This is a genomic window from Paenibacillus sp. HJGM_3, from assembly GCF_045062745.1.
In the GTDB taxonomy this organism is placed as follows: Bacteria; Bacillota; Bacilli; order Paenibacillales; family NBRC-103111; genus Paenibacillus_AA.
On sequence record NZ_JBJGED010000007.1, the window covers coordinates 13,316 to 39,664 of the forward strand.

The following is a 26,349-nucleotide window of genomic DNA, read 5'->3' on the forward strand; positions in this document are numbered from 1 at the left end:
AAGATGACCATACAGAATGCTGCGGAGTATGTAAGCAGCTTGAACACAACCGACAAGGTCGAATTGAGCTGGGGCAGGTTGAACTGGCTGATCGGCAAACAAAATATGCCCAAAGCGGAGCAAACGTTCGGCGTGGTGGTCATTCACCCTGGCGAACGCAACCCTCTTCATTCCCACCCGAATTGCGAGGAGCTGCTCTACGTCATCTCCGGGGAATGCGACCATCGGCTTGGAGACGATATCGTCCGGTTGGAGCCGGGCTCCGTCATCCGCATCCCGCGAGGAGTTCCGCATTGGGCGAAGTGCACGAGCCCAGAGCCTCTAGTCGCCGTCATCTCCTTCTCCTCGGGCGACCGCAGGACGGATACGCTTGAAGGCGATGAAATTGCTTAATGAAAGCACTCCCCAATAAGAGGATGGGGTGATCAAGTTGAAGCTTAAAATAATAGTTGCTGTAGTTGTGATGCTTATCCCGGTTGCCGGCATCCTCTTCTATTATGCTTTAACCGGGTCGAACTCGAATCGGGCTCCTGTTGCGGAGGTGAACGGCAGCCCGATCTCGGTGACGGAATTCAAGCGCGAGCTTGCACGGCAGAGAGCTGCGGTCATCGACTATTACTATCGGACATACGGAGCGGAATATGGGGGGGATTTTTGGAGGCGCGATTACAATGGGGAGATCCCGGAGGATACGGCGAAGGAGCGGGCATTGAAAGAAATCGTCCGCATCAAGCTCGAACTGGAGCTGGCCAAACAGCACGGCCTAATACAAGGGACTTCTTATGACGATTTGATCCGCGAGATGGACAAAGAAAATAAGCGAAGGCTGGCGGCCGCCAAAGCGCACGAGCCTATTTACGGTCCCGTCCAACTGGATGAGCGTGCATTTATGGACTACTACATAAGCAAGCTGCGGAATGAACTGAAGGAAAAGCTGTCCGAAGACGAGCTTAGCGTGAGCGACGAGGAGTTAAAGCGGCAATATGAGCTTGTCAAAGATACGCTGCTAAAGAATGAAGACCGGATCAAGTTCGAAGCATTATCCGTTTCTTACAAGAATAACGAACGGAGCAGTGGCACAATCGATCAACAGAAGCAAACGGCTAAGAAGCTGATGGATGCCATAAAACCGCTCTTGGATCAAGGCAAAGAGATGGAGGAGGCGGCAAAAGAACTTAAGGCCGGCAGCGAGGCGCCGGCGATCCGGCATACCGAAGAGGAATTCAACGACCATACGGCCCGTACCTTTTTCAAGTCCCAACCGGTGCTTTATTCCATCCTCGCGGGCAATCTTGGAACCGGGCAGGTCAGTTCAGTCTTCGATGAAGCCGCGCAGGGCGAGTATGTCCTTATTAAGGTTCTGGAAAGGGAAACAAACGGGTATAAAAGCTTCGATGAGAACACCCGCAATGTTTGGAACCGTTACATGGATACGGCCTACACGGCCTTCCTGAACAAACTCGTTGATGACGCCCGGGTTCACGTTTACACAACTAAATACGATAAAATCACATTGCAGTAAATTTTATACAATTCGATCTTGAAAGCGGTTTATTATACGAAGGAGGAAATGTGACGATGAGAACGATGAGGTTCAGATTCAAGATTGTCCATGTGCTTCTAGTAATATTTCTCATGTTTGCTAGTTTTCTGCAGGTAGTTGCGCCGTCGGTTGCTCATGCGGCCGGCTCTGTGTATTACGTGGATTCGTTGGGCGGCGATGATGCCAATGACGGCACCTCGGCAGGCGCCCCGTGGAAGACGCTGGACAAAGTGAACGGCACCGTGTTTCAGCCGGGCGACACGCTGCTGTTCATGGCAGGCGGCGTATGGACAGGTACGCTGTCTCCGAAAGGCTCGGGCACCGCGGGCAATCCGATCAAGATCGATATGTACGGCACCGGCAACAAGCCGCTGATTGCCGGGGCAGGCGCAACGGCTGCGGTCTATTTCTACAATCAGGAGCAGTGGGAAATCCGGAATCTGGAAATCACTAACGATGCGGCGACAAAAGGGGTCCGCAGAGGCATTCATTTGGACGGCAGCAGCGGTACCTGGACGAATCCGAAGGTGTATCAGCATTTTGTGTTTGAAAATCTGGATATCCACAATGTAAAGGGAACTACCGGCACGGATTATGCCCACAATGGCGGTATTATCGTATGGGGGACCAGCTGGGATTATCACGTATCGGACGTGGTAATCAATAACTGCAAGATTTATTCGCTTGACAGTGTCGGCATTTATTTGAACGGAGCCCAAACCAAATATTCCACCGGCCTCAAGGTAACGAATAACCTGATCTACGATGTGGCCGCCGATGGAGCCTTCATCTTGAATACGACGAACGGTTTGATCGAAAACAACCTCGTGCATGACACCCACGTCAGAGCGAGCGGCTATCACGTCCCGCTGTGGGTGTTTGCCGCCAAAGACAATGTGATCCAGTTCAACGTGGTTTACAATACCGCTCCGGGCGGCGACGCCATGGCCTATGACGCGGACTACAACAGCGAAGGGACCATTATCCAGTACAACTACAGCCATAACAATGCCGGCGGCGGCTTCCTCGTGACCAATGACGGTACGAATGCGATGAACCCGAACAAGCCGAACTTCAACCGCAACGCGACGGTCCGCTACAACATCAGCCAGAACGACAGCGGCGCCGTATTCACGATCGGGGGCACGCCGGATACCACGTATATCTATAACAATACCGTCTATTTGCCCAAATCGTCGAACGCCAAGGTCGTGGATTTTATTAACTGGGGCGGTTATGCGAAGAATACGTACTTCTACAACAATATTTTTTACAATTTGGGATCGGGCGGCTATAGCTTTGCGGGCAGTACGAACAATGTGTTCGAAAATAATCTGTTCTATGGAAACCATCCGGCAAGCGAACCGGCTGACCCCTACAAGATTACGGCGGACCCGCAGCTCGCTTCCCCGGGTTCCGGCGGGATCGGCAAGGATACCGTTATCGGATACCAGCTGTTGAACACCTCCCCGGCGATCGGAGCGGGCAAGCTGATCGCTAACAACGGCGGCAAAGATTACTTCGGCAATCCGGTTCCGGCGGACATCGCACCGAATATCGGCGCATATCAAGGCCAGGGACTTGATCCGAACAACCTTCCGCCGCTTCCGCAGCCTCCGACCGAGGAGAACCTGCTGAAAAACCCCGGATTCGAAACGGGGGACTTCACCAACTGGCCGGTCCATTACAACGGAGCGACCATCGAAAGCGGCAACGCCAAGACCGGAATTTTCGCCGCCAAGCTAACGGGATCTACCGCGGGGATGGAGCAGGTCGTCACCGGCTTGTATCCCAATACAATTTACAAAATATACGGAGTGGGAAAAAGCGCGAACGGCGGCGACGCGGTAATCGGCGTGAAAAATTACGGCGGCAGCGCCAAAGATGTCCATATGACCGCAACCTCCTATACCCGGAAGGAGATCACTTTCACGACCGGCAGCTCCAATACGAGCGCTACCATATACTTGTATAAAGCCGGCGGAAGCGGGGACGTTTATTTCGACGACCTGGAATTGTTCCAGTTCAGCGCATCTCCGGGAGGGTCGGAACCGCCGCCGGTTTATACGGAAGGCTCTGACGACGAGTTCGACTCCGCCACGCTGAATGCGCAATGGCATTGGATTCGTGAAAATCCGGCCAACTGGTCGTTAAGCGCCAATCCGGGGAATATGCGGATCGTCAGCGAGAACGGGGACATTTCGGGCACGTCTGCCGACGCGAAGAACATCCTGCTCACAGGCGCTCCCGAAGGATCCTGGGCCATCGATACGAAGCTCGACGGCAAACCGAGCTCCCGGTGGTCGCAAGGCGGCTTGGTCGCATATGTCAATGACGACACGTATATCCGAATGACCCGGTTGTACGGAAGCGGCAATCAGTTCCAATTCGACGTGAAGATCAATGGCGTGCGCACTCATATGGAAGTACCCGATACGATCGAGTCGACGGTAGCTTATCTCCGCCTTGTGAAGTATGGAAATCTGTATGCCGGCTATTATTCCGCCGACGGTATCCAATACACTCAAGTAGGGAACACGATAGCCGCCGACCTGACGGATCCGAAGCTCGGCTTCATCGTCTGTGCGGGAACGGGACTTACGGCGAATTTTGACTATTATCATGTCACGACGGATGGGATCACGCCTCCTCCGCCTCCTCCTCCGCCGGCACCTGTTCCGGTATCGGGCGTAACGCTGAATCCATCCGCTTTAAACATGAAGCTGGGCGAGACTGCCGTACTGACGGCGACCGTTGCCCCTTCCAATGCGGCTAATAAAGCGGTGACCTGGAGCTCGGACTATCCGGCGATAGCGGCCGTGGATGCGAACGGAACCGTAACCGCGGTGGGGGAAGGGACGGCCACAATAACTGTAACAACGGTGGACGGCGCCAAAACGGCCGTTTGTACCGTACAGATCGTGTCCGGCATCAATTTGCTTAAAAACCCCGGTTTTGAGACAGGTGATTTCACCGGCTGGCCCACTCATTTTACCCAGTCGGCCATTGTCAATTCGAATGCCCATACGGGAACGTATGCGGCCAGATTGTCGACCCAATTCGGCGGCATCGAGCAGACGGTTACCGGATTGACTCCAAACACGACCTATACCGTATCTGCCTGGGCGAAAGCGGCTAACGGAGGCGGAGCGGAGTTCGGGGTGAGGAATTTCGGCAGCTACCAGCGACAGGTGAATGTCGATTCGACGGAATATACGAGAAAAGAATATACTTTTACCACTGGAAGCACCAACACAAGCGCCGTCATCTTCATGTACAAACGTGTCGCGGCCGGAGAAGTTTACTTTGACGACTTTGAGCTTGTTCAGAAGCTCCCGACGCCTGTCCCGGCAACCGGGGTTTCGTTGGATAAAACCGACTTGAGTCTGAACATCGGGGGAACTGCCGCCTTGTCAGCAGCTATAGCTCCTACCAATGCCACGAATAAGAAGGTGACCTGGAGCTCGGACAATGCTGCCGTGGCGAAGGTGGACAGCAACGGAAAGGTAACTGCTGCCGGTGTAGGGACAGCCAAGATTACCGTGACGACGGCAGACGGGGCCAAAACAGCCGTGTGTACCGTTCGGGTGCTGCCGGTGCTGCAGCAAGTCCTTGTATCGCCCGCCTCGTTGGTCCTGAAATCGGGGGACACCGCTGCACTTGCCATAGGCGGCTTGATGAGCGACGGATCGCCAGCCGACTTGAGCCAGTTGCAAATTGCGTATTCCAGCAATAACGCGCAGGTAGCCGTTTGGGACGACAGCGGTGTCGTGAAGGCTATCGGCGAAGGTACGGCGACGATCAAAGCGACGGTAGAACTGCGGGGTATCAGCAAGACAGGCAGTTCAACCGTCATAGTCGACAACACGCCGCCGACAACATCGTTCGGGGCGGATCGAGGGAGCCGTAACGGTTGGTTCAATTCCGATGTTCTGGTTACTTTAAGCGCAACCGATAATCTCTCGGGAATCGGAAGGACGGAATACCGTGTTGATGGCCAAGGTGACTGGATCGTATATTCGGCCCCGTTCGCGCTGACAGGTGAAGGAACGTTCAACTTGCAGTACCGCTCGATAGACCGTGCGGGGAATACGGAGGAGCTGAAGCAGCAGTCTGTCCGAATCGACAGGACTCCCCCCTCCTTCATGCTGAGCGCAAACGGCAGTCCGTTAGGCAATGGCGGTTCGTTTGACGTAACGGTTCCGTTGAAATTCCAAGCCTCGGATGCCCGGTCGGGATTGGCTGCCGCCAGCCTTACGGTCACCGGCGCAACATATCGGATCGATCCTCAAGTGTCATCTGCAATTGATATCGATTTTGCGGGCATGCCGGGAAGCCATATGGCGACGATCTTCCTAGAGGATCAGGCCGGCAATACGCTCGAGACGAGTCTCACATTCACCGTGACGACAAGCATAGACACCATCAGGAACTTGTTGATTCGTTACATGGACTCCGGCTATACGGCGGGACCGTTGTACAATAACCTTGATCAAGCTCAGCACCAGCTGGATAATGGTAGGAAGCAACAGGCGGCCAAACATCTTCAAGATTTTGTAAAACATCTCGACAATGAAGCGTTTGGCAAAAATATGGGCGAGAGGGAAAAGAAGATTCTCCAAGTCAATGCCGACTTGTTAATTCGGATGTGGTTAGAACCATAATCATAATCATCTTTGTTTGCGAGAGAACAGCCGATGTCCCGTCATGAATAGGGACTCGGCTGTTTATTCATTGCATCATCACCGATTTGACAGGAGCGACCTGATAAGGCAGTAGTGGTGCGTCGAACTATAAACATGAAGTAGGGATGATGCGCCCTTTGGTGCGTGTCATCTTTTTTGTATTCCAACATTTCCAACTCATGGTAGAATGGGAACAGAAAAAACCGCAGAAGGAGACGATCATGTGCTGATCATCGGGGTCGATTGTGCAGTCAGTCCTAAAAATGTAGGCATAAGCGTACTGGACTATTCCGGCAAGAAATTCCTCCCTGTCCCCAGCAATCCCGATCCCAGCAAGACCCTCCTCCATATCCTTGAAGCCAATCCGAGCCGGAAAACCCTTCTTTGCCTGGACGCTCCCTTGGGTTGGCCGAGTACTTTCGCGCCCGGTCTAATTGGCCATTCCGCCGGTGAATACCTAGGGAATACGCTTGATTCCTTTTTCAAACGAGACACGGACCTTTTCTGCTACTATTTGCTGAAGAAAATCCCTCTGGATGTAGCCTCCGACAAAATCGCCCGAACCACCTATAAAACCTTGGAGATGCTTAATGCCATCCGAGTCCGCTATCCTTATCTCAAGATGCTGTGGGACCCGCAGGAGAAGTATGAATTGGGTTTCATCGAAGTGTATCCGGCTGCTTGGCTCGTATCCGAGTTAATTACGCCTCATGTGACCAGCTACAAAGGAACGAAGGATATACATCAGGCCCGTAGAATGGAAATGTTGGAACGGATTCAGAGAAACGGAATGGACATGAGCGTTTTAGAGAAGAGGATGATCGAGGATGAGCATTTCTTCGACGCGTGCGTCTGTTGTCTGTGCGGCATGGATTTCGTGGACCTGCGGGCAATCAAGCCTTTCCCGCAATTAACCTCGGTGAAGAAGGAGGGGTGGATCTGGTTGAAGCCTGTGATTTAGGATGGTAGGAACTAAGGAGGTTATATGTATATTTTCAGCTTACGGGGCTTTATAACTTTGATCGCTGCGCTGTTTACTACACTGACTTCATGTTCGATCGATAAAGATACACCCTTGTTTAACCACAAGGATCTAAAAATCAATCTAGTCCGTGCCGAAAAGGACTTTGGGGCTTGGTATTATGACCTTGAGCTCCAAAACACAGGGAAAATTGAGATTGGATTTATTAGCTTATTTCTCGGATACCCGATTAAAGTGTCTAATGGCTCCAAAAGCAATCCTTTCAAAGTGGAAGGTGCAACCCGCGATGCTAAACCTATAAAGCTTGGCACTAACGAGAAAATCACATTCCATGTTGTTGCACCCGTAGAAGAGGTTTTTGGCGCTACCGCCGCTTTGGATTTTGACCATCCTTCCCTGGAGATTAAAGGTTATGCGATGAAAGGGGATCAAGCCATCCCCTTCGGCATTTCCGGGAGCTTGGAATTGCTAGTTCGGAATGATTGAGACGCGGCGGGTTCGAGTTAACTGTAGTTGGAAAAGGTGGGACTGGGAGGGGCTGTGCCGATGGAAGCAGGGGAGCACTTGGAGTATGTGGTCAAACATCCTAAGAGGTTCACAAATATAATTCTTTTCAGTTTACTGCTGGGTATTCTCCTCTTGACTTTCGAATTGGACGGTCCTATGGGTCTCTTAGTCGCGAAGATCCTATGGATGGCCTTAATCGTCGCTATGATAGGCTATTGGATATTCGGAATCAAGAAGAAGACCGTCAGGTTCGACGTGGAATCGCTTCATATCAACCAACGCATTCGGGTGAACGCCGAGGAAGTGGACCTCATTTTATTGGATTTCAACAAAATCGGAATCAAGGTACGCGGCAAGAAAATGGTGCCGATGCAGCTGTATTTTGCGTTTCGGAAGTCGGATCGAATGGACGGATTGGCGCAACTGAGGCGATGGGCCGAGAAGAACAACGTAAGCATCCAATACAAATCCTTTATGATGTGGGTCTAATACCGGAGGCGAACCGTAAATGCATATCCCATCCAAGTCATTAATCGAGCAAATAGAACGTTCGGAAGTCGACTATATGGTGGACCGAATGATCGCCATTCAAGAAAGATCGAACAACCCGGAAGGGATTGAAATCAAGCAATTCGGAAACGCGGTCTGCCTGTACAGCCGGACGATGCCTTGGGGTTCCTTCAATACCGTGAAGGGTCTGACCGGCGCGGATTTGGAGCACATTGATCCGATCCTCGACTTCTATCGCACGAGGGGCCGGAAAGCCCAGTTCGAGATTGTGCCCTCAGCAGTCGATCAGAAAGTACTTCAGCATTTAGCAGCGTGTGGACTGTACCAGTCGGGTTTTCATACTTCCTTATATTGGGAACCGGAGAAGTTGGAATCCGACCAACTAGCCATAAAGATCCAAGAGCTGCGTGAGGATCAATTCCCTACGTACGCTGCCATTCATTGCAGAGGCACGGGATTGCCCGATAACGGAATTCCGCCCGTAGCCGCGAACAACCAAGTGCTGTACAACCGCCCCGGCTGGAAATTTTACCTCGCTTACGTGCACGACGAGCCGGCTGCCGTGGGGGTCATGCACATGAAGGATGGCATTGCGTCCATGACTTTCGCCGCCACTTTGCCTCAATTCCGGAGCCAAGGGCTGCATCGATCTATATTGAGGAAAAGAATGGACGAGGCCCGGCACAATGATTGCCGCTTGGTCGTAAGCCAATGCGCGTTCCTGTCCCAAAGTCATCGGAATATGGAACGGGTCGGGATGCGAATCGGATATGTGCGAGCCACTTGGATGGAACAATAAGCGGCATCGGGGAGGAGGGGGATGATGGAGCAGGACGTCATGGATTCAATCCGACAGATGGCGTTAGCGCTGCCAGGCATGGTGGAAAGCGTATCTTACGGTACGAAGTCCTTCAAAGTAAAGGATAAGTTGATCGCCCGGTTTCATGAGGACGGGGTATCCTTGGTGTTGAAGATGGACATGGATACCCGCGATTTCCTCATGCAAGCGTATCCTCACACGTATTCTATAACGGAACACTACAGGAGCTATCCCTACGTCTTGGTTGATTTAAGCCATGTTGACCTGGAGGAGCTGAAGGGGCATTTGCATAAGGCGTGGAAAGCTCAGGCCACCCAAAAGCTGCTGAAAACGTATGAGGCGATGAGATGGGAGTAGGGCTAACGTATTGTCGACTAAGCATGCCAAATGGAATGGAGGAACACCTCGAATGCGTGTAGAACCGAACCCGAGCATAGTGTTGCAGTCCAGAATCAAGGGGCTAAGCTTGAACTTCGGAGCGGCCTTTCTGTCCGGCCTCGGCACAGGAATCGTCTCCGGCCTCCTACTCCGTGTAATCATGGGGATTGTGGCGATAGTCTTCCCTGAGATGTCTCGAGGATTGACGCTGGAAGGGGTGCTCGCGCTCCTGCTGGTCGGCACCGGGTTCAGCCTTGCCAATAGCGTCTGGTTTGGCTGCATGAATCGCCATTTGCCGAAACATCGGCTGGCGAGAGGGTTAGGGTACGGAGCCATAAATGCGATCGTGTACGGCATCCCATTTTTCCTGTCCAATCCCGACAACGACTTGTTCGGTCCGCAAGCGCCTCTAGGGATAGCTCTGTTCACGGCTCTTTTTCTATGCGGGGGCTTGATGCTGACCGTAGGCTACGACCGAATCCTGAACTGGGCACGCGAGGGGCGCAGGGAAAAGGTTTTGCACGTCAGCTTTGCCGTCCTGCTGATCCCGGCGATGATTATGCTGATAGGCACCACTTACGAAATGTTCGACGAAGTCATCCCGAGAATCCGAGCCAATTGGTAACGACGACACCGGGTTATTGGCCGGACCTCCCTGTGCTTTACACTCCCTATCCCCCGGACTATAATGGAAGAATAATTCAGGGGAGTTGACGGAGGGGTGCCATTGACGGAAGGACTGCTGACCGAAGGGATCAAATGGCTGGCGGTGGCGGGGACAAGCGTACTGGAGCTGTGGGCCGCGATCCCGCTCGGCTTCGCGCTCAAGCTGCACCCGAGCCTGACCGCTCTCTTCAGTGCCATCGGGTCGATCGTGAGCGCTTATCTCGTCATCGTCGTCGGAGGGCCTCTCCGGCGATGGATGATGCGGCGCTGGGAACGCAAAGCCCAAAAGCCGGGCCGGATCGCGGCGATCTGGAATCGGTACGGCGTCATCGGACTGGGGTTGGTTTCGCCGCTCCTCACGGGAGCGCCGCTCGGCGCGGTAATCGGCGTCTCCTTCGGGGCGGCGGCCGGCAAGCTGTTGCTCTGGATGACGATCGGCATCGTCTTCTGGTCCATCGCGCTGACCTGGGCGGTTGACCTGGGCATCGCCGGGTTCATGCGCACCGAGGAGCAGGGGGGAGCGTCGTGAGCGAGCGCAACAGCGAGAAATGGCTGCTCGAACGCGACGCGATCCGCCAGTTCATCGCGCTGTACAACGCGAACATCGCGGCCGACAGTCCGATCCGGCTGTTGTACCAACGCGAGCGTCCCGATGCGGTCGTCGAGTACACCCGCAGCCGGAGGAAGCTGGGCGTCGAGATCACGCACCTCTACTATAATGAGTACGAGGCCAAGCAGCTGCTGGGGCGGGCAGCGCCGGGCAGCTTCGGGCCGGAGAGCTTCGATCAGCTGCTGATCGAGCTGAATCACCGCATCGAGCGCAAGGAAGCGAAATACGCTTCCGTATCGCTCGAATATCCGATTGCGCTGCTGATTCGGAACGCCTCTCCCACGTACGGGTTAACGGAATTCATCGCGAATGCCGACCGGATGGCCCGTTCCCATCATATTTTCCAGAGCATCTGGCTGCTGACCCGCGACGGCGCGGCGCAATGGCATTTGTGCCGGTTGCCCGAAGAAAAGTTGCCGGAAGCGGAAGAGAAGCGAGACTCATAAACCAAAAAGCAGGAGGCAGTTTCGATCATGACGGTAAGACTTGGCTTTGTAGGGGTCGGAGGGATGGCCCAATATCACATCAACACGCTCAAAAAAGTGCCTCAAGCATCCGTAGTGCGCGTTTATGACGCCAACCCGGAGACCGCGAAGAAGGTCGGTGCCGAGACAGGGGCGGAAGTGATGGACAACGCGGATAACGTGCTGGACCCGAACGCGATCGACGCTGTGTTCATCTGTACGCCGCAATTCGCCCGCGAAGCGCTGGAAGAAACCGCAGCCTCGCGCGGCATTCATGTCTTCGCCGAGAAGCCGCTCGGCCTGAAGATGGACGTCGTGCGGCGCAAGGAGCAGGCCATTCGCGAAGCCGGCATTATCAATTCGTCCGGCTACTGCCTCCGGTATCTGGACACCGTGCAGAAAGCGAAGGCTTATTTGCAAGGAAAGGCGTATCACATGGTAAACGGGTACCGGTTCGGCGGCCTGCACCCGTCCAAGTGGTGGAGAACGCTGGAGCTGTCCGGCGGGCATTTCGTGGACACGGCCACGCATCAGGTGGACATGATTCGCTTCCTGTGCGGAGATTTCGCCGAGATCGACGCGAAGTTCGAGCTGCGGTCGCTGCAAACGGTCGACCCGGATGCGACGATCTATGACGCCGGCATAGCGGCGTTCAAGCTGCAGAACGGCGTGACCGGTTACGTGTCGGATTCGTGCTTGTCCCGCCAGCAGACGCGGGCCGAGGTGGAAGTGTACGGCTCGGATTTCTACTTGCAGCTGAGCAAGAACGGCACGGTGCTGACGCTGATCGACGACACGCAGCACATTGTGGAGACGTCCAAGGTCGATTTCTACCTGGAGCAGAATCGCACGTTCGTGGAAGCGGTGGCGAACCGCAGGCAAGACGGCATCTTGAGCCCCTACGCCGACGCGATGCGCACGCTCCAAGTGACACTGACGGCGAACGAGTCGACGCTTATTCGCAAGCCGTTGCCGATCGGTACGTTATAAGCGACCATTTAAACCAACAAGCAACCCGGATAGCGGTCCGCCGCCACGGGTTGCTTTTTTTTGGCACCAAGATTAAATTACGGCACATCGTGTAGTGCAATTTTTGACACTTATAGCATAAATGGTCTGTTTTCTCCGGTTCTCGCAGGAGATACGATCAGTTCGCCAGCTCGCATCAAGTGCCTGTGCCTTGTAAAACGGTTACCTGGCAGCCGATCTCCTGGGGAAGGGGGGCCTTTATGAAAGGACCAATTTGAAAGCGCTTAACTTGTCCAATGAACGACATCCGCACCAACTCAAGCTGACGAGGGAGGATTCTAATGAACATTTTCAAAAATATGGGCTTGTACGTAACGGTATGCGCCGTCTTGATCAGTGTAAGCCTAATCCCGGCCAAAGACACCGGTGTTGCCCATGCGTCGGGAACGGAAAAGCTGCTGAGCGGCAACATATTGGGAGCCACGTTCCCGGTCACGACGCCGACCCTTGCTACAGGCGCTGCTTATTCCTGGCTGACCGAAGGTATTCACGCCACGGACGCTCTTCTTGTCTCGACGGATAACGATGGCGCTCCGGATATGTCCGATGGGACCAACGGACCTGACGGCAATTACAGCAACAACTCGACGTGGGCCGCCAACACAGCCGCCTATGGAACGCTTATCTACGACTTGAAGGCCGTTTATAAAGTATCCTCGGTAAAAGTGTGGGCCGATACCGCAACGAACAGCGGGATGAAGAAGTTCCAGGTTCTCGCCAGCATGGATGGTCTGACCTACAACTTGGCAGGTGCAGTGGAAAATACGAATGCGGTGAATAGCGGCTTCGCCCCTGTGGAGCTGTCCATAAACCCTGTCGTGTATGCCCGTTATATCAAGGTCATCATGCACAAGGATACGCCCAAATTTAACATGAGACTAGGAGAGGTGGCGGTATTCGGAGATGAACTTGAGCCCCAGGCGCTGCTCAGCAACAATTATCTGAGAACATATGGGCCCTATAATGCCGGAACGCCCAAGCTGCCGACGGGAGCTACGTACCAATGGGTGACGGAGCAGCCTTTTGTCACGCAAGCGGACTTGATCACGACGGACAACGATGCCAAAAATGATGGTGCAGGCGGTCTGCCCGACCTGACCGACGGCTCCAGCACGGAGACGACCGCAGATATGACTGTAAATTCCGCCTGGTCTTCGCAGGGCAAATTCGGCACGGTCCTGTTTAATCTAAATGAGATGTACCAAATTGGCTCCATCGATGTATGGACCAAGTCTGACAGTTCGAAGTTCATGGATGGCTACGAGGTACTGGTCAGTACGGACGGGCTCAACTTCACCTCACTCGGCTACACGGCCAATAAAATCAGCCGTTCGGCTAGCGCCATGGTGAATACGGTCGCTTCCGGTGTCCCCGGCCGTCATGCCAAGTTCGTCAAAATCATTATGCATAACGCTAACGATTCCCAGCAGCTGACGGTTGGCGAGATCGCGATCTGGGGCTGGAAGCTGTACGACACGACGCTGACGCAGAACAGTGTGCCCGACCCCGTATCGCTCAAGGCGGAGCTCAAAAACTACAGTACGGTCTACCCGGACTGGTCTGCCTATAACCACGTCGTCAATGATGTCAACAAGTATGCCGTCTATATTGAAACTACGGACTTTGCCACAACGGCAGGCTTAACCCCCAAGATCAACTTGAACACAGGCTGGAATGGACAAATAGGCAAATATGTCCCTTACTTCGCGCTGAAACCGGAGACTACCTACTACATCGCAGTAACCCCGTTTAAGTCAACGGGCGCAGAGCGGACCGACGTGACGACCATCCAGGTGAACACACCTAACGTTCTTGGAGGCGAACGGGTTGGCGATATATTCGCCGTCAACGATCCGCCCTATGGCGGAGGCAACTATGTCAACCATGGAGCGACGGAAGAGCAGAACCTGACGAGCAAATTAAATCTGCTGAGGGAAATCGGGGGCATCAACAAGAGCAGATGGTGGGACCACAGCAGCTCGATGAAAACCAAATACGGCAGCTATGGCTTGAACTTCCATCTGTTCTACCATGGCGACAGCTATGTGCCGGGGGATAACAACCTGGGGGCTTGGACCTTTTCGACCTTCAATGAGCCCGATTTGGCAGGCAGGCTGCCCTCGGTTGTAGCGACCACCATCATGGGCAATCACAGCAGCATGAAGGCGGTGGACAGCCGAAATTTACTGGTTGAGCCTTCTGTCGCAGGGGTTGATGCGACCAGCCTGGCTTGGTTGGACGATTTCTACAATTCGGACGGACAGAACGGGGACCTGGTCAAGACGTATTTCGACGTGATGGATGTGCATCCTTATGTGAAATATGCGGATGCGCCCGTCACCGGATTGGACTTCGGTGCTCCGGAGAAGCTGATATCCAAAATCACCGATCTCAAGGCTCTGATGGCCAGCCACGGGGATGCCGATAAACCGATTGTGTTCACGGAATTAGGCTGGAGCACGTACAGCGGCGGTAGTTTCCTGAAGACGGTCGACAGAGCGACCCAAAGAAATTATGTGGCCCGAGCTTATATGCATGCCATTGCCGGAGGGATCCGGACGTTGTATTGGTACAACTTCCAGGACGAGGGGACGAACGCAGCCAATATAGAGCATAACTTCGGGCTGATTGACTGGAACGCCGTGCCCAAGCCAAGCTATTATGGGTACTATACGATGGTTAGAGTGCTTCGGGATGCGTCGTATCTCGGGGCTGTCACTGGAATCAGCAACCCTTACTACGGGTATAAGTTCTGGGACGAGAATAAGAACAGGTACATCACTTCCTTGTGGGATGCCGGCTGGCAAACCGGCAGCACCAGCAAAGTCGCCACACTCAGCACCAGTGACCTCGGCGTTTCCGTTGTCAGTATAGATGGCAGTCATAAATATGTGGCCGCCACGGCGGGAACCGTACAGGTGACGTTAACCGGTGCGCCTGCGTTCATCTACTCGGATCATGGCGTTACGGTATTGTCCATCAGTTAGATCCACTCGTACAGCAGCAGTCCCGTTGGTTCAGGGGCGGCTGCTGTTTGGTTGTGTGCCAAAACACCTCCTTAGTCAGCTGTCACCTTAAAGGAATACACCTTCTGCAAAAAAAGTGACCGACGATTCGATAAGAATAGACATCGGGATCAAGACGTGTCTATAGGCAATCCGGCCATCAAAGGGTACGATCAATTCACTGTCACTGGCTGTCTCACATAATGGAAGGGGAATCAAACATGGAGCAACGATTCACAAGCCTCCATACAGGACCAGATCAGCAGAAGCAGGTTAAGTCGAGGTCGTCGCAGTCCACAATCCGGGGCCGATTGACCCGGGACCGGCATCTCTATTTGATGCTGCTGCCTGTTATCGCTTTCTATCTGGTCTTCAAATACGCTCCGATGGCTGGAGAAGTGATAGCCTTCAAGGATTACCGTTTTGCCGACGGGATCTTCGGCAGTAAGTGGGTCGGATTCAAGCATTTCGCGAGCTTATTCGAGAGCATCGATTTCTGGAGAGTATTAAGGAATACGCTGCTGCTCAATGTATACAGTCTCGTATTCGGCTTCCCGGTGCCGATCATACTGGCATTGTTGCTGAATGAAGTGCGCAAGGAATGGTACAAACGGACCGTGCAAAACTTGCTTTACTTGCCTCATTTTATTTCGTGGGCGGTGCTCGGGGGTATCTTCATCGCCATGCTCTCTCCTAGCACGGGGGTGGTCAATATGGTGCTGACCAAGGTGTTCGGCATTGAGCCGATCTATTTCATGGCGAGTTCAGCCTGGTGGCCGTTTGCCTACACGTTGTCGGGGATCTGGCGAGAGGCCGGATGGGGTACCATCCTTTATCTGGCCGCCATGGTCGCCGTCGATCCGCAGTTGTATGAAGCGGCCAAGATGGATGGCGCGTCCAAGCTACGGCAGATCTGGCATATCACCCTGCCGGGCATTCGGAGCACGATTGCCATTCTGTTGGTGCTCCGTATGGGGCACATGATGGATGTCGGACTGGAGCAAACCCTGGTCTTGCAAAATATGTCCGTCCTCGATGTTGCCGATGTCATCAGCACTTACGTGTACCGGGTAGGCTTGCAAAATATGAGTTACAGCTATACGACCGCTCTAGGTCTGTTCCAATCCGCAGTGGGACTGATTCTGGTCTTAGGCGTGAACAAATTAACCCGCGCATTCGGGGAACGGGGGCTCTGGTAAGCGATGACGAAATCCAAGGAACCTCTTTTGTCCCGTGTCGGAATGTCCGCCAATCAACTGATTCTCGCCCTGCTTTCTCTAATCGCCCTCTATCCTTTCTGGTACGAAATCGTATCGTCCTTCAGCAGCAGCAGAGCGATCACAGCCGGCGAGGTCTCGCTGTGGCCCGTTGATTTCAATACGGAAGCTTACAAGCGGCTTTTGGAGGATGGGCAATTATTCGTCTCGATGCGTAATACCGTGCTGGTTACGGTGATTGGAACGCTTATGAATATGGTGTTTACCGTACTGGCTGCATACCCGCTGTCCAGACGCAGGCTGATGGGACGCCATGCGCTGCTGATGTTCATCACCTTCACCATGCTGTTCGTATCCGGGGTGATCCCCAACTTCATTCTCGTCAAATCGCTGGGGCTGATGAATACTTACTGGGCGTTGTGGCTGCCCTCGCTCATCAGCACGTATAACATGTTTGTCATGAAAACGTTCATGGAAGGACTGCCGGAGGAAGTGATCGAGTCTGCAGCGATCGACGGCGCAGGAGACTGGCGGATTCTGCTGAAGATCATCCTGCCCTTGTGCAAGCCGATTTTGGCCGCACTCTCCTTGTTCTATGCCGTAGGCTGGTGGAACTCCTACTTCCACGTCATGCTGTACATTACGAAGTCTTCGCTGCAAACGTTAACGCTCAAGCTGTATCAGATGATCCTGCAGGTCGACCAGAACTTATTGGAGAATGTGTCGGGCAGCGAGGGCGTTGCCGAAGTGACATTGACCCCGGAGGGAATTAAGGCGGCGGCGATTGTGATCGCGGTGACTCCGATCCTCATTGTGTACCCGTTCCTGCAGAAGCATTTCGTAAAAGGCGTCTTGATCGGATCTGTGAAAGGTTGATATCATGGGGCTACTTGTCCTTGATATAAATGCCAATTATGAATAGAGGGGATGAATGCACGTTGAATAAGTCACCTAATGCCTGGAAGTCCATTGCCGCAGCCAGCCTGTCCTTGGCCTTATTGGCCGGTTGTGGCTCAAACAAGCCAACGGAAGGCAATGCCTCCACGCCGCAAGGAAGCTCGGCGTCCCAGACGGCGGCTACGGCGGGGCCGAAGAAGGAGATCAGCATCTCCGCCTTCGACCGGGGCAGCATTGCCGCGGAGGAAGGAAGCTACGAGAGCAACCGTTGGACCAAGTGGATCAATGAGAATGCGCCTGTCATCATGAAGTGGGTTCCCGTCCCCCGGGGACAGGCGCAGCAGAAGCTGAGCACGCTCGTCGCTTCCGGCAGTGCACCGGACCTGATCTGGGAGTACGACCGCAACTATATTGCCCAGCTGGCCAATCAGGGAGCGATTCAACCGATTGACGGATACATAGAGAAATACAGCACCACCTTGAAAAAATATTTGGCTGAGCATCCCGAGCTTAAATCGGCGATGATGATCAACGGCAAGACTTATGCCATCACCAGTGCCCGCAGTATCGACGGCATCGCCAATCACGGCATGTGGATTCGTCAGGATTGGCTGGATAAGCTGGGACTCAAGGCGCCTACCACAACCGAGGAACTGATCGAAGTAGCCAAGAAGTTCAAGGATGCCGACCCGGATGGGAACGGCAAAGCGGATACGGTGCCCATTGTTTTTAACGGCAACGCCATGCAGGTGATGCGGGCTTTTTTCTTTGTGAATGAGAACCAGTGGTACCTCGAAGAAGGCAAGCTGAAGTTCGGCAGAACGCTGGATCGGTATAAGGGTTCCATTGCTTTCCAGAAATCCTTGTTCGATCAGAACCTGCTCGATAAGGAATATATTACCGACAGCAACTTCCAGCGTGCCCGTCAGCTGTGGACAACCGGAAAGGCCGGTATCTACTTCGGCAGCTGGAACATGGAGAACGAATTCAAGGATCTGAAGAAGAATGTGCCGGACGCCAAGATGGTCCCAATGGAGCCGGTCGCCACTAAGTATGGCAAAAACGGCTTGTACCAGGAGCTCGCGGCGAATGTGCTGGTCGCTTTCAACAGCCAGATGAAAGAAGACAAGATTGAGGCCGCCATCAAGTTCCTCGACTGGATGATGGAGAAGGGCGACATGTTCATGAAGTTCGGCGAGGAGAACGTGCATTACAAGCTGGTCGACGGCAAAATTCCGCAACGCCTGGATGCCGACAAGTTCCGTAAGGAAGTCGCATATGCCACTGAGTATGCGGTTGTAAGCGACTTCAACATCCAGGCCGACTGGTTCCCGGCTATGTCTGCGCAGGATGAGCTCTCCCAGGAATATGCCAAATTGAAAACAGAGGCGCTGAAGGTGGCATTGAAAAATAAATACCGAAGAGATATTGCTTTCAGTCCCGACCTGCCCGAGGTTAGCCAACTGATCGCCACCTTCCATCCGATTGCTACGCAAATCGAGGTGAAAGCCGTCACCGGCGGCAGCGCCGTTACACCGGAATCCGCGATGGAAGAGGTTCGCAAGGAGTGGAAGCGCCTGGGCGGAGATAATGTCGAGAAGCTGGCTCAGGATTGGTATGAGAAAAATAAGCAGTTTTTGAAATAACCGCAACCACGCTATAAGGGGAAGACAGCCCGCTTGCTGGGTGAGCTGATCTTCCTACTTCGAGGAGAAGGGAGTTAGATCATGAACGGACTTAAAAAAGTGAGCTGTATGATCCTGGCTGCGTTGTTATTGCTGCAATCCTTCCTTAGCGTTGCGCCTCCCGTACATGCCATACAATCCGGTTCGCCCAAGCTGCTCAGCGGCAACGCTCCAGGCCCCTTGTTTCAGGACAATGGGGCAGTGATCGATACGGGAGCCGTATATGTCTGGCAACAGGAAGGCTCATATGCCACAGACGCAGGCTTCCTGGGCGGCGAAGCCGTCCATGCCGGGCTTATGTCGGATGGTTCTGCAAACGCTGTCAGTTCAACTCAAGATCGGGTCGGCGCTGCGTATGGAACGCTTGTGTTCGATCTGAAGGATGTTTATCAAGTCTCCTCGGTGCAGATGTGGGTGGAATTCTCGGAGAACAGCGGCTTGCAGCAGGCTGAAATCTACGCCAGCATCGACGGTGTCAATTACAATCGCGTTGGTTCCATTGAGCGCGCATCCGCTGGCGAGGGCGGGCTCGTACCTGTCATTGGTGATTTGAAGCCCGCTCCCTATGCCAGATACGTGAAGATCATTCTGCATAAAAACCCGGCCAAGCTGCGAATGAGCATCGGCGAGGTGGCCATCTGGGGTGATACGGCGCCGGCACCGGCGATTCTCAGCGGCAATCAGTTGAAGGCCGGCGGCTATTATGCCATCGGTACACCGAAGATCGATACGAAGGCCACTTACAAATGGGGCACCGATCAGCCCTTCGTCACGCAAGCCGGACTCATCGCCAGTGACAATGAAGCCGGTGCGAAGAATGACGGGAGTCCCAGTGGTTTGCCGGACCTGATCGACGGCTCCAGCACGGAGGAGACGATAGATACAATAGCCAGTATGGACTCGGGCTCTCAAGGCAAATACGCAACGGTCACCTTCACGTTGAACGACGTGTACCAGATCGCGAACGTCGACGTATGGACCAAAGCGGGCGGCGGCAGCTTCATGGACGGTTATGAAGTATTGCTGAGCCTGGATAATGTGAACTACTTCTCAGCCGGGTACACGGCCAATCCGAATAGCCGCTTCGCAGGAGCAATGGTCAATACCTCGGCTTACGGTACCCCGGGCAAGCATGCCAAGTATGTACGGATCGTAATACACAATGCGGCCGACTCGGACCGTCTGATTGCCGGAGAGGTCGCGATCTGGGGCTGGAAGTTGTATGATGCGGCGCTGCCCAAGCAAGATACACCGGATCTGGTCGAGGTCGCCACGCAGATCAAAAACTACAATACCCTCTATCTGGATTGGTCTGCTTACAATTCTGCAGTGAATAAGGTGAACAAATACAGTATCTATGTCGAGAAAAACGACTTCACGACAACAAGCGGGTTAATGCCACGGGTAACCGCGGAGAACGGGTCCGTCGAACAAAAAGGGAAATTCCTGCTCCTTTCTTCACTGGAACCGGAAACCGTCTATTACATCGCCGTGACTCCGACAAGCACCGCGTCCGGAGAACGCAAGGATGTCCGCACGGTGCGCGTGACGACACCAAACGTGCTTGGGGGAGATAAGGTTGGCGACATCTTCGCGATCAATGACACGCCGTACGGGGGCGGCAATTACGTGAATCACGGCGCTAAGGAAGATGAAAATATTATCCGCAAGCTGATCCTCTTGCGAAATATCGAAGGCGTGAACTTCAACCGCTGGTGGATTCATGATTCCTGGGTCAAGGACTTTTCCAATAAATACGGCATCGGGTTCCACACCTTCTATCATGGACCCCAGGATGTCCCGAATGAGAACAGGCAAGGCACTTGGACGTTTTCTACGGTGAACGAGCCTGACCTGAAGGGAACGAACCCGGCGGCACTGGCTCTACAATTCAAACAGAATCACGAGAGTCTGAAGGCGGTTGACAGACGCAATCTGCTCGTGGAGCCTGCTTTGGGTGGAACCGAGCCGGCCAGCATGACGTGGCTTGAGAATTTGTATAAGTCCGACGGGCAGAATGGAGCTTTGACGAGAACCTTCTTCGACGTGCTGGATGTCCACCCCTATGTCAAGAATCATGAAGGGGCGCTACCCGGACTGATTCCAGGCGCACCTGAGATGCTGCTCGGGAAGATGCAGGAGATCGAAGCGCTTAAGGCCAAATACGGCGATCAGGCTAAGCCGGTCGTCTTCACGGAGCTGGGATGGAGCACGTATACGGGAAGCGGATATCTGCGTACTGTTGATCTGAATACACAGCGCAACTACTTGGCGAGAGCTTATATGCTTGGGGTTGCAGGCGGGATCAAGCGAATGCACTGGTATGATTTCCAGGATGACGGCACGGATAAGAACAATCTGGAGCACAACCTGGGACTGATCGATTGGTATGGAATTCCCAAGCCGAGCTACTATGCTTATTATACGCTGGCCAAGGTATTGAAGGACGCCAAGTATGTTGGGGTGAAGACGAATGTGGAACACCCCTACTATGGCTACGAATACTGGCATGAAGGCAAGAATCAGTACATCACCGCGCTATGGGCGGCGGATGAATCCACGAAAACAGCGACCTTGAAGACGAAGGATGCCGGTCTCTCGGTTGTGGGAATCGATGGCAGCTATGCCTACTTGCCAGTAAGCGAAGGCAGCGCCAGTTTAACGATCGGAGGCGCGCCGATGTTCATCTACTCCAGCTCCAGACTGGAGATAGCCTCAATTGACGATTCCTTCGTGCTGAAGGATGCTGCTGTGGATGTCCGGCGCGGAGATGTGATCCATACGGCGATTACCCGCTCCGGCATGGGTACCGAGCTCGCGGGCCGAATGGAGCTCATCGGTCCTTCCGGTGCCTGGAAGCTGGAGGGCGAAGTGAATTTTACACCGGGCACGGCAGCGATTCCGATTGCCATATCCGTTCCCCTCGATGCTGAAGAGAAGGTGCATGAGCTTACGATTCAAGTGATTGCCGGCAATTCGCTCATCGCTTCCGCCAAGTTGAAGGCTAATGTTTTGGAAACGGTCAGAGTGCGCGTGCAGCCGGAGAGGAACGCCGACGCGCCGTGGGATCAGTGGCATGCGGCTATCTATGTGGAGAATGCCACCGGTGACAAGGAACTGATCGGTTCCGTTCGCGTTACCGAGTCTGTGTACATGGCTCTGCAGCCTACCGATCCGATCGTGTTCGAGAAGCTCTTACCGGGTGAAATTAGGAAATTCACAATACCGATTACCGAGCTGCCCGAAAAAACGAGAGCCCGCTTAAAGCTTGCGGTACTGTTGGACAGCGGATTCGAGAAGGTGATTGAGCGACCTTTTAACTTCATTGCCGCGGTGAACGATCAGACGGCGCCCGTCATCGACGGACGTTTATCCGAACCCAGCTGGAAGAACGGCATGCCGATCGACATCAACCGGCCGGACCAGGTTAAGAACATCGTCAATTGGGGCGGAGAGACGGACCTGAGCGGCAAAGGATATTTGAAGTGGAATCCGGCCTACCTCTATCTCGGAATCGAAGTCCAGGATGACGTCCATTATCAAAAAGGTACGGGCGGCGATATGTGGCAGGGCGACAGTGTACAGTTCGCTATCGATACCGGGCGTGCGGATGGCGTCGGAAGCGCCGAGAACAATGAATTCGGCGTCGCGTTAGGTGAACAGGGGCCGATAGTCTGGAGATGGTTAAGCACCGCAGGCCGGCCGACGGGAGAGTTGACAACCGTCCAGACGGCTGTGTACCGCAGCGGCACCGTCACGAGCTATGAGCTAGCTATCCCATGGTCCGAGCTACTGCCCGAGGGCCGCATGCCTAAGGCTGGGGATACTTTCGGCTTCTCTATGTTGATCAATGAGAGTGATGGAGGCGCCAGAAGAGGCTGGCTCGAGTATATGAGCGGCATCGGCGGCAGCAAGAATACACAGCTGTTCGGAGACTTAATCCTGGCTGAAGGTGAGGCGCCCGAGGTGCGTGTGACCGATATCTCGCTGGACCGTTTGAGCGCAACGCTGGATCAGGGTCAAACGATCGTACTGAATGCGACGATCACCCCGGACGATGCTACGAACAAGCATGTACGCTTCACCTCCAGCGACCCGAAGATCGCAAGCGTAGTGCAAGACGTCTATGGCCGGCAAGCTGTTGTCACAGGCCTATCGGCGGGTACGGCAACGATTACGGCGACAACGGATGATGGAGGATTCACGGCCAGCAGCACGATTACGGTCAAGGCGCCGCCTGTTGTGCGTGTGACCGGTATCTCGCTTGACCGCTTGAGCGTAACACTGGATCAGGGTCAATCGATCGTTCTGAATGCGACGATTGCTCCGGTCGATGCTACGAACAAGCAGGTGCGCTTCACCTCCAGTAATCCGAAGATCGCAAGCGTTACGCAAGATGTTAATGGCCGAGCAACGGTCATAGGCCTATCGAAGGGGAAGGCTACGATTACCGTGACAACAGAGGATGGAGGATACACGGCCAGCAGCACGATTAAGGTCAAAACGAAGTCTGGGCATGCTGACGACGATGATGAAGATGAAGATGAGGACGAGGATAATGACAATGACTAGAAAGGAGCAGCGCCATGCGTTTTACTAAAATCGGTATTGCCCTTGCAGGTGCATTCATACTGCTTTTCAGCCCGCTGTTGTCTGACAGGTCTGAGCAATCCGTTCATGCTGCTGTCGAAGAATCCTTGTTAAGCGGGAATGTAATCGGCGGCCCCCTTTTCCCCGCCGGTACAGCGGCTGTCACAACCGGAGCCTCTTATCGGTGGCTGACGGAAGGGGTTTATGCGACAGATCCGTCCGTTGTGGCTTCGGACCCGGCTGACGCACCCAAGCTGTCGGATGGAGCGATCGATGAGGACGATACGGGCAATGTGGTGACGACCCCCGCAGGGGAAGCAGCGTATGCCGCCCTGCTGTATGATCTCAAATCGGTCTATCAGGTGTCTTCGGTTGCGGTCTGGACCGATACGGCCCCGGATAGCGCGATGAGCTATTACGAGGTATACGCGAGCTTCGACGGACTGACGTATAACCAGGTTGGTCTTCAGGAGAACGTCAATACGCAAGGCAGCGGCTATGTGCCCGTCCACCTTACGCTCAAGCCGGCCGTATACGCCCAATATCTCAAAATCATCATGCACAAGGCCGAGGGACAACAGACGATGAGGCTGGGCGAAATCGCCGTGTACGGCAAGGCTGCGGAGCCGATGTCCATCCTGAGCAACAACGCGCTCCGGTCATCCGGTTATTACAATAAGTCTCTGCCGAAGCTGGCGACGGGCGCTTCCTATGAGTGGCTGACGGAGGCCCCCTTCATTACGGATGCGGATCTGATCAAGACGGACAATGATTCCAAGAATGATACCGTAGGGGGCGTGCCCGATCTGATCGACGGCTCCAGCACTGAAGCGGATGCGGCATCGACGGCCAACTCGACATGGGGGTCCAAAGGCAAGTATGGCGCCGTCGTGTTCAACTTGAACGATGTGTACCAGATCGGCAAAATCGACGTATGGACGAATGCCGCTGACAACAATAAGTTCATGGACGGGTACGAGGTGCTCGTCAGCACCGACGGCGTGAACTACAACTCGCTCGGCTACACGCAGAATGCCAGCAGCCGGACGGCGAACAAGATCGTCAATACGCCCAGCTACGGCGTTCCAGGCAGAAATGCGAAGTATGTCAAGATCATCATGCACAACGCCAATGACTCGCAGATCCTGACGGCCGGCGAGGTGGCGGTCTGGGGATGGAGGCTGTACGATGCCGCGCTTCCCAAGCAAGCGAGCCCGGATCAGGTTCCGCTTACAGCAGAACTCAAAAATTACAGTACGGTATATCTAGACTGGTCCGGCTACAACAGTGTAGTCAATCAGGTGAACAAATACGGCATCTACATCGAGACGACGCCCTTCACCAGCACGGCGGGACTGAAGCCGAAATTCACAGCGGAGGCCAAGTCTGTCGAGCAGGTCGGCAAATACATGCCTTATGTCGGCCTGCAGCCGGAGACGACGTATTACATCGCAGTCACGCCCTTCCATACGACCGCTGGAGAGAGGAAGGATGTAGAGCCGCTGAAGCTGACGACGGCAACCGTTCTTGGCGGAGAAAAGGCAGGGGATATATTCGCCGTCAACGATGCTCCTTACGGGGGAGGCAACTATGTGCATCACGGCGAGACCGAGGACTTGTTTCTGATGAACAAGCTGCGCCTGCTTCGCGATCTAGGCGGTGTCAATAAGAACCGGTGGTGGGATCACAGCAAGGCGATGAAGGAGCTGTACGGCAAAAGCGGCGTGAACTTCCACTACTTTTACCATGGCCCCGGATATGTCAAGGCGGATAATGAAGGCGGGGCTTATACCTTCTCTACGTATAATGAACCCGATCTGGCCAATAGAGACCCCGCTGCAGCAGCAGCAGTCATCAAGGCTAATCATGAAAGCCTGAAATCGGTCAGTGCCAATAGCTTGCTGGTAGAACCCGCTCTGGCCGGGGTGGACCGGCTCGCGCCCAATAAAGGTTTGAATTGGCTGGATGCCTTCTACAATTCGGACGGACAGAACGGCGCTTTGGTGAAAACGTATTTCGATGTCATGGATGTTCACCCGTACATCAAATACGAGTATCCGGCTGTACCGGGGCTGGACCAGGGAGCGCCGGAGAAGCTGCTGGAGCTGCTGGCGCAATTGAAGGAAACGATGGTCAGCCACGGCGATGGGGACAAACCGGTCATCATTACCGAGATCGGCTGGAGCACCTACACAGGCGGAAGCTTCCTGAAGAAGGTAGACCGGGCCACCCAGCGCAACTATCTGGCCCGGGCTTATATGCACGCCATCGCGAGCGGAGTACGCACAATGCATTGGTACAATTTTGCCGATGACGGACTGGATGCCGGCAATCTGGAGCACAATCTGGGGCTGATCGACTGGAATGGCCGCCCCAAGGAAAGTTATTACGGCTTCTACACGATGATTCGAGTGCTTAGCGAAGCGAAGTATGTCAGTGCCCTGTCTGAAGTGGCCAATCCTTACTATGGCTACCGTTTTTGGGACGAGAATAAGAACCGGTACATTACCGCCTTGTGGGATGCCAGCTGGCAGACGACAAGCACCTCCTCCCGGACGGCGAGCCTCGCTACGACTGACCCTGGGGTAGCGGTAGTAGGGATTGACGGCGGCCAACGTTATGTCGCGGCATCTGCAGGCGTGGTCCAGGTACCGCTGACGGGAGCCCCTGTATTTATTTATTCGACGGGAGAACCAACTGTACAATCGATCCAATAACGGATAACTTTTCCTCCTGGTTCGCGATGTTAGTGGTACAATTG

The 26,349-nt window shown here is 54.1% G+C and carries 18 protein-coding genes; all 18 read left to right on the forward strand.

Annotation, left to right across the window (positions count from 1 at the left end):
- Positions 1-3 precede the first annotated feature (3 nt).
- The 18 genes from ACI5FR_RS09830 (at position 4) to ACI5FR_RS09915 (ending at position 26,305) form a co-directional block, all read left to right on the forward strand.
- Positions 4-393: a cupin domain-containing protein gene (locus ACI5FR_RS09830; protein WP_405453745.1), complete on the forward strand. Its 390-nt coding sequence runs from the start codon at positions 4-6 to the stop codon at positions 391-393.
- 37 nt (positions 394-430) lie between these two features.
- Positions 431-1,522, forward strand: coding sequence for a SurA N-terminal domain-containing protein (locus ACI5FR_RS09835; RefSeq protein WP_405453748.1), 1,092 nt, complete (start codon positions 431-433; stop codon positions 1,520-1,522).
- Positions 1,523-1,578: 56 nt separating this feature from the next.
- Positions 1,579-6,207 carry an Ig-like domain-containing protein gene (locus ACI5FR_RS09840; protein WP_405453751.1) on the forward strand — a complete coding sequence of 1,543 codons (4,629 nt, stop codon included), beginning with the start codon at positions 1,579-1,581 and terminating at the stop codon, positions 6,205-6,207.
- A 244-nt stretch (positions 6,208-6,451) separates the two neighbouring features.
- The gene (locus tag ACI5FR_RS09845) at positions 6,452-7,189 is read left to right on the forward strand and encodes a DUF429 domain-containing protein (RefSeq protein ID WP_405453753.1); all 738 of its coding nucleotides are present in this window, start codon (positions 6,452-6,454) and stop codon (positions 7,187-7,189) included.
- Positions 7,190-7,213: 24 nt separating this feature from the next.
- The gene (locus ACI5FR_RS09850; RefSeq protein WP_405453755.1) at positions 7,214-7,696 is read left to right on the forward strand and encodes a hypothetical protein; all 483 of its coding nucleotides are present in this window, start codon (positions 7,214-7,216) and stop codon (positions 7,694-7,696) included.
- Between the two features lie 207 nt (positions 7,697-7,903).
- Positions 7,904-8,206, forward strand: a complete 303-nt coding sequence (locus tag ACI5FR_RS09855; protein ID WP_405453758.1) for a hypothetical protein — start codon at positions 7,904-7,906, stop codon at positions 8,204-8,206.
- A 19-nt stretch (positions 8,207-8,225) separates the two neighbouring features.
- Complete coding sequence (locus tag ACI5FR_RS09860; RefSeq protein WP_405453761.1) at positions 8,226-9,026, forward strand: GNAT family N-acetyltransferase; 801 nt, start codon at positions 8,226-8,228, stop codon at positions 9,024-9,026.
- 21 nt (positions 9,027-9,047) lie between these two features.
- A complete protein-coding gene (locus ACI5FR_RS09865) occupies positions 9,048-9,404 on the forward strand; it encodes an MmcQ/YjbR family DNA-binding protein (RefSeq protein ID WP_405453764.1) in 357 nt (118 codons plus the stop codon).
- Between the two features lie 52 nt (positions 9,405-9,456).
- On the forward strand, positions 9,457-10,050 hold the full coding sequence (locus tag ACI5FR_RS09870; protein WP_405453766.1) for a hypothetical protein: 594 nt from the start codon (positions 9,457-9,459) through the stop codon (positions 10,048-10,050).
- 102 nt (positions 10,051-10,152) lie between these two features.
- Positions 10,153-10,620, forward strand: coding sequence for a small multi-drug export protein (locus ACI5FR_RS09875; protein ID WP_405453769.1), 468 nt, complete (start codon positions 10,153-10,155; stop codon positions 10,618-10,620).
- Positions 10,617-11,147 (forward strand): hypothetical protein, encoded by a 531-nt coding sequence (locus ACI5FR_RS09880; RefSeq protein WP_405453772.1) that lies wholly within the window; start codon positions 10,617-10,619, stop codon positions 11,145-11,147. The genes ACI5FR_RS09875 and ACI5FR_RS09880 overlap by 4 nt, the downstream gene beginning before the upstream one ends.
- A 27-nt stretch (positions 11,148-11,174) precedes the next feature.
- Positions 11,175-12,155, forward strand: coding sequence for a Gfo/Idh/MocA family protein (locus tag ACI5FR_RS09885; protein ID WP_405453775.1), 981 nt, complete (start codon positions 11,175-11,177; stop codon positions 12,153-12,155).
- A 320-nt stretch (positions 12,156-12,475) separates the two neighbouring features.
- A complete protein-coding gene (locus ACI5FR_RS09890; protein ID WP_405453776.1) occupies positions 12,476-15,181 on the forward strand; it encodes a discoidin domain-containing protein in 2,706 nt (901 codons plus the stop codon).
- 239 nt (positions 15,182-15,420) lie between these two features.
- Complete coding sequence (locus tag ACI5FR_RS09895; RefSeq protein WP_405453779.1) at positions 15,421-16,398, forward strand: ABC transporter permease; 978 nt, start codon at positions 15,421-15,423, stop codon at positions 16,396-16,398.
- 3 nt (positions 16,399-16,401) lie between these two features.
- Complete coding sequence (locus ACI5FR_RS09900; protein WP_405453782.1) at positions 16,402-17,292, forward strand: carbohydrate ABC transporter permease; 891 nt, start codon at positions 16,402-16,404, stop codon at positions 17,290-17,292.
- 62 nt (positions 17,293-17,354) lie between these two features.
- Positions 17,355-18,959 carry an extracellular solute-binding protein gene (locus tag ACI5FR_RS09905; RefSeq protein ID WP_405453785.1) on the forward strand — a complete coding sequence of 535 codons (1,605 nt, stop codon included), beginning with the start codon at positions 17,355-17,357 and terminating at the stop codon, positions 18,957-18,959.
- Positions 18,960-19,040: 81 nt separating this feature from the next.
- Positions 19,041-23,570 (forward strand): Ig-like domain-containing protein, encoded by a 4,530-nt coding sequence (locus ACI5FR_RS09910; protein ID WP_405453787.1) that lies wholly within the window; start codon positions 19,041-19,043, stop codon positions 23,568-23,570.
- Between the two features lie 14 nt (positions 23,571-23,584).
- Complete coding sequence (locus tag ACI5FR_RS09915) at positions 23,585-26,305, forward strand: discoidin domain-containing protein (protein WP_405453790.1); 2,721 nt, start codon at positions 23,585-23,587, stop codon at positions 26,303-26,305.
- Positions 26,306-26,349 lie beyond the last annotated feature (44 nt).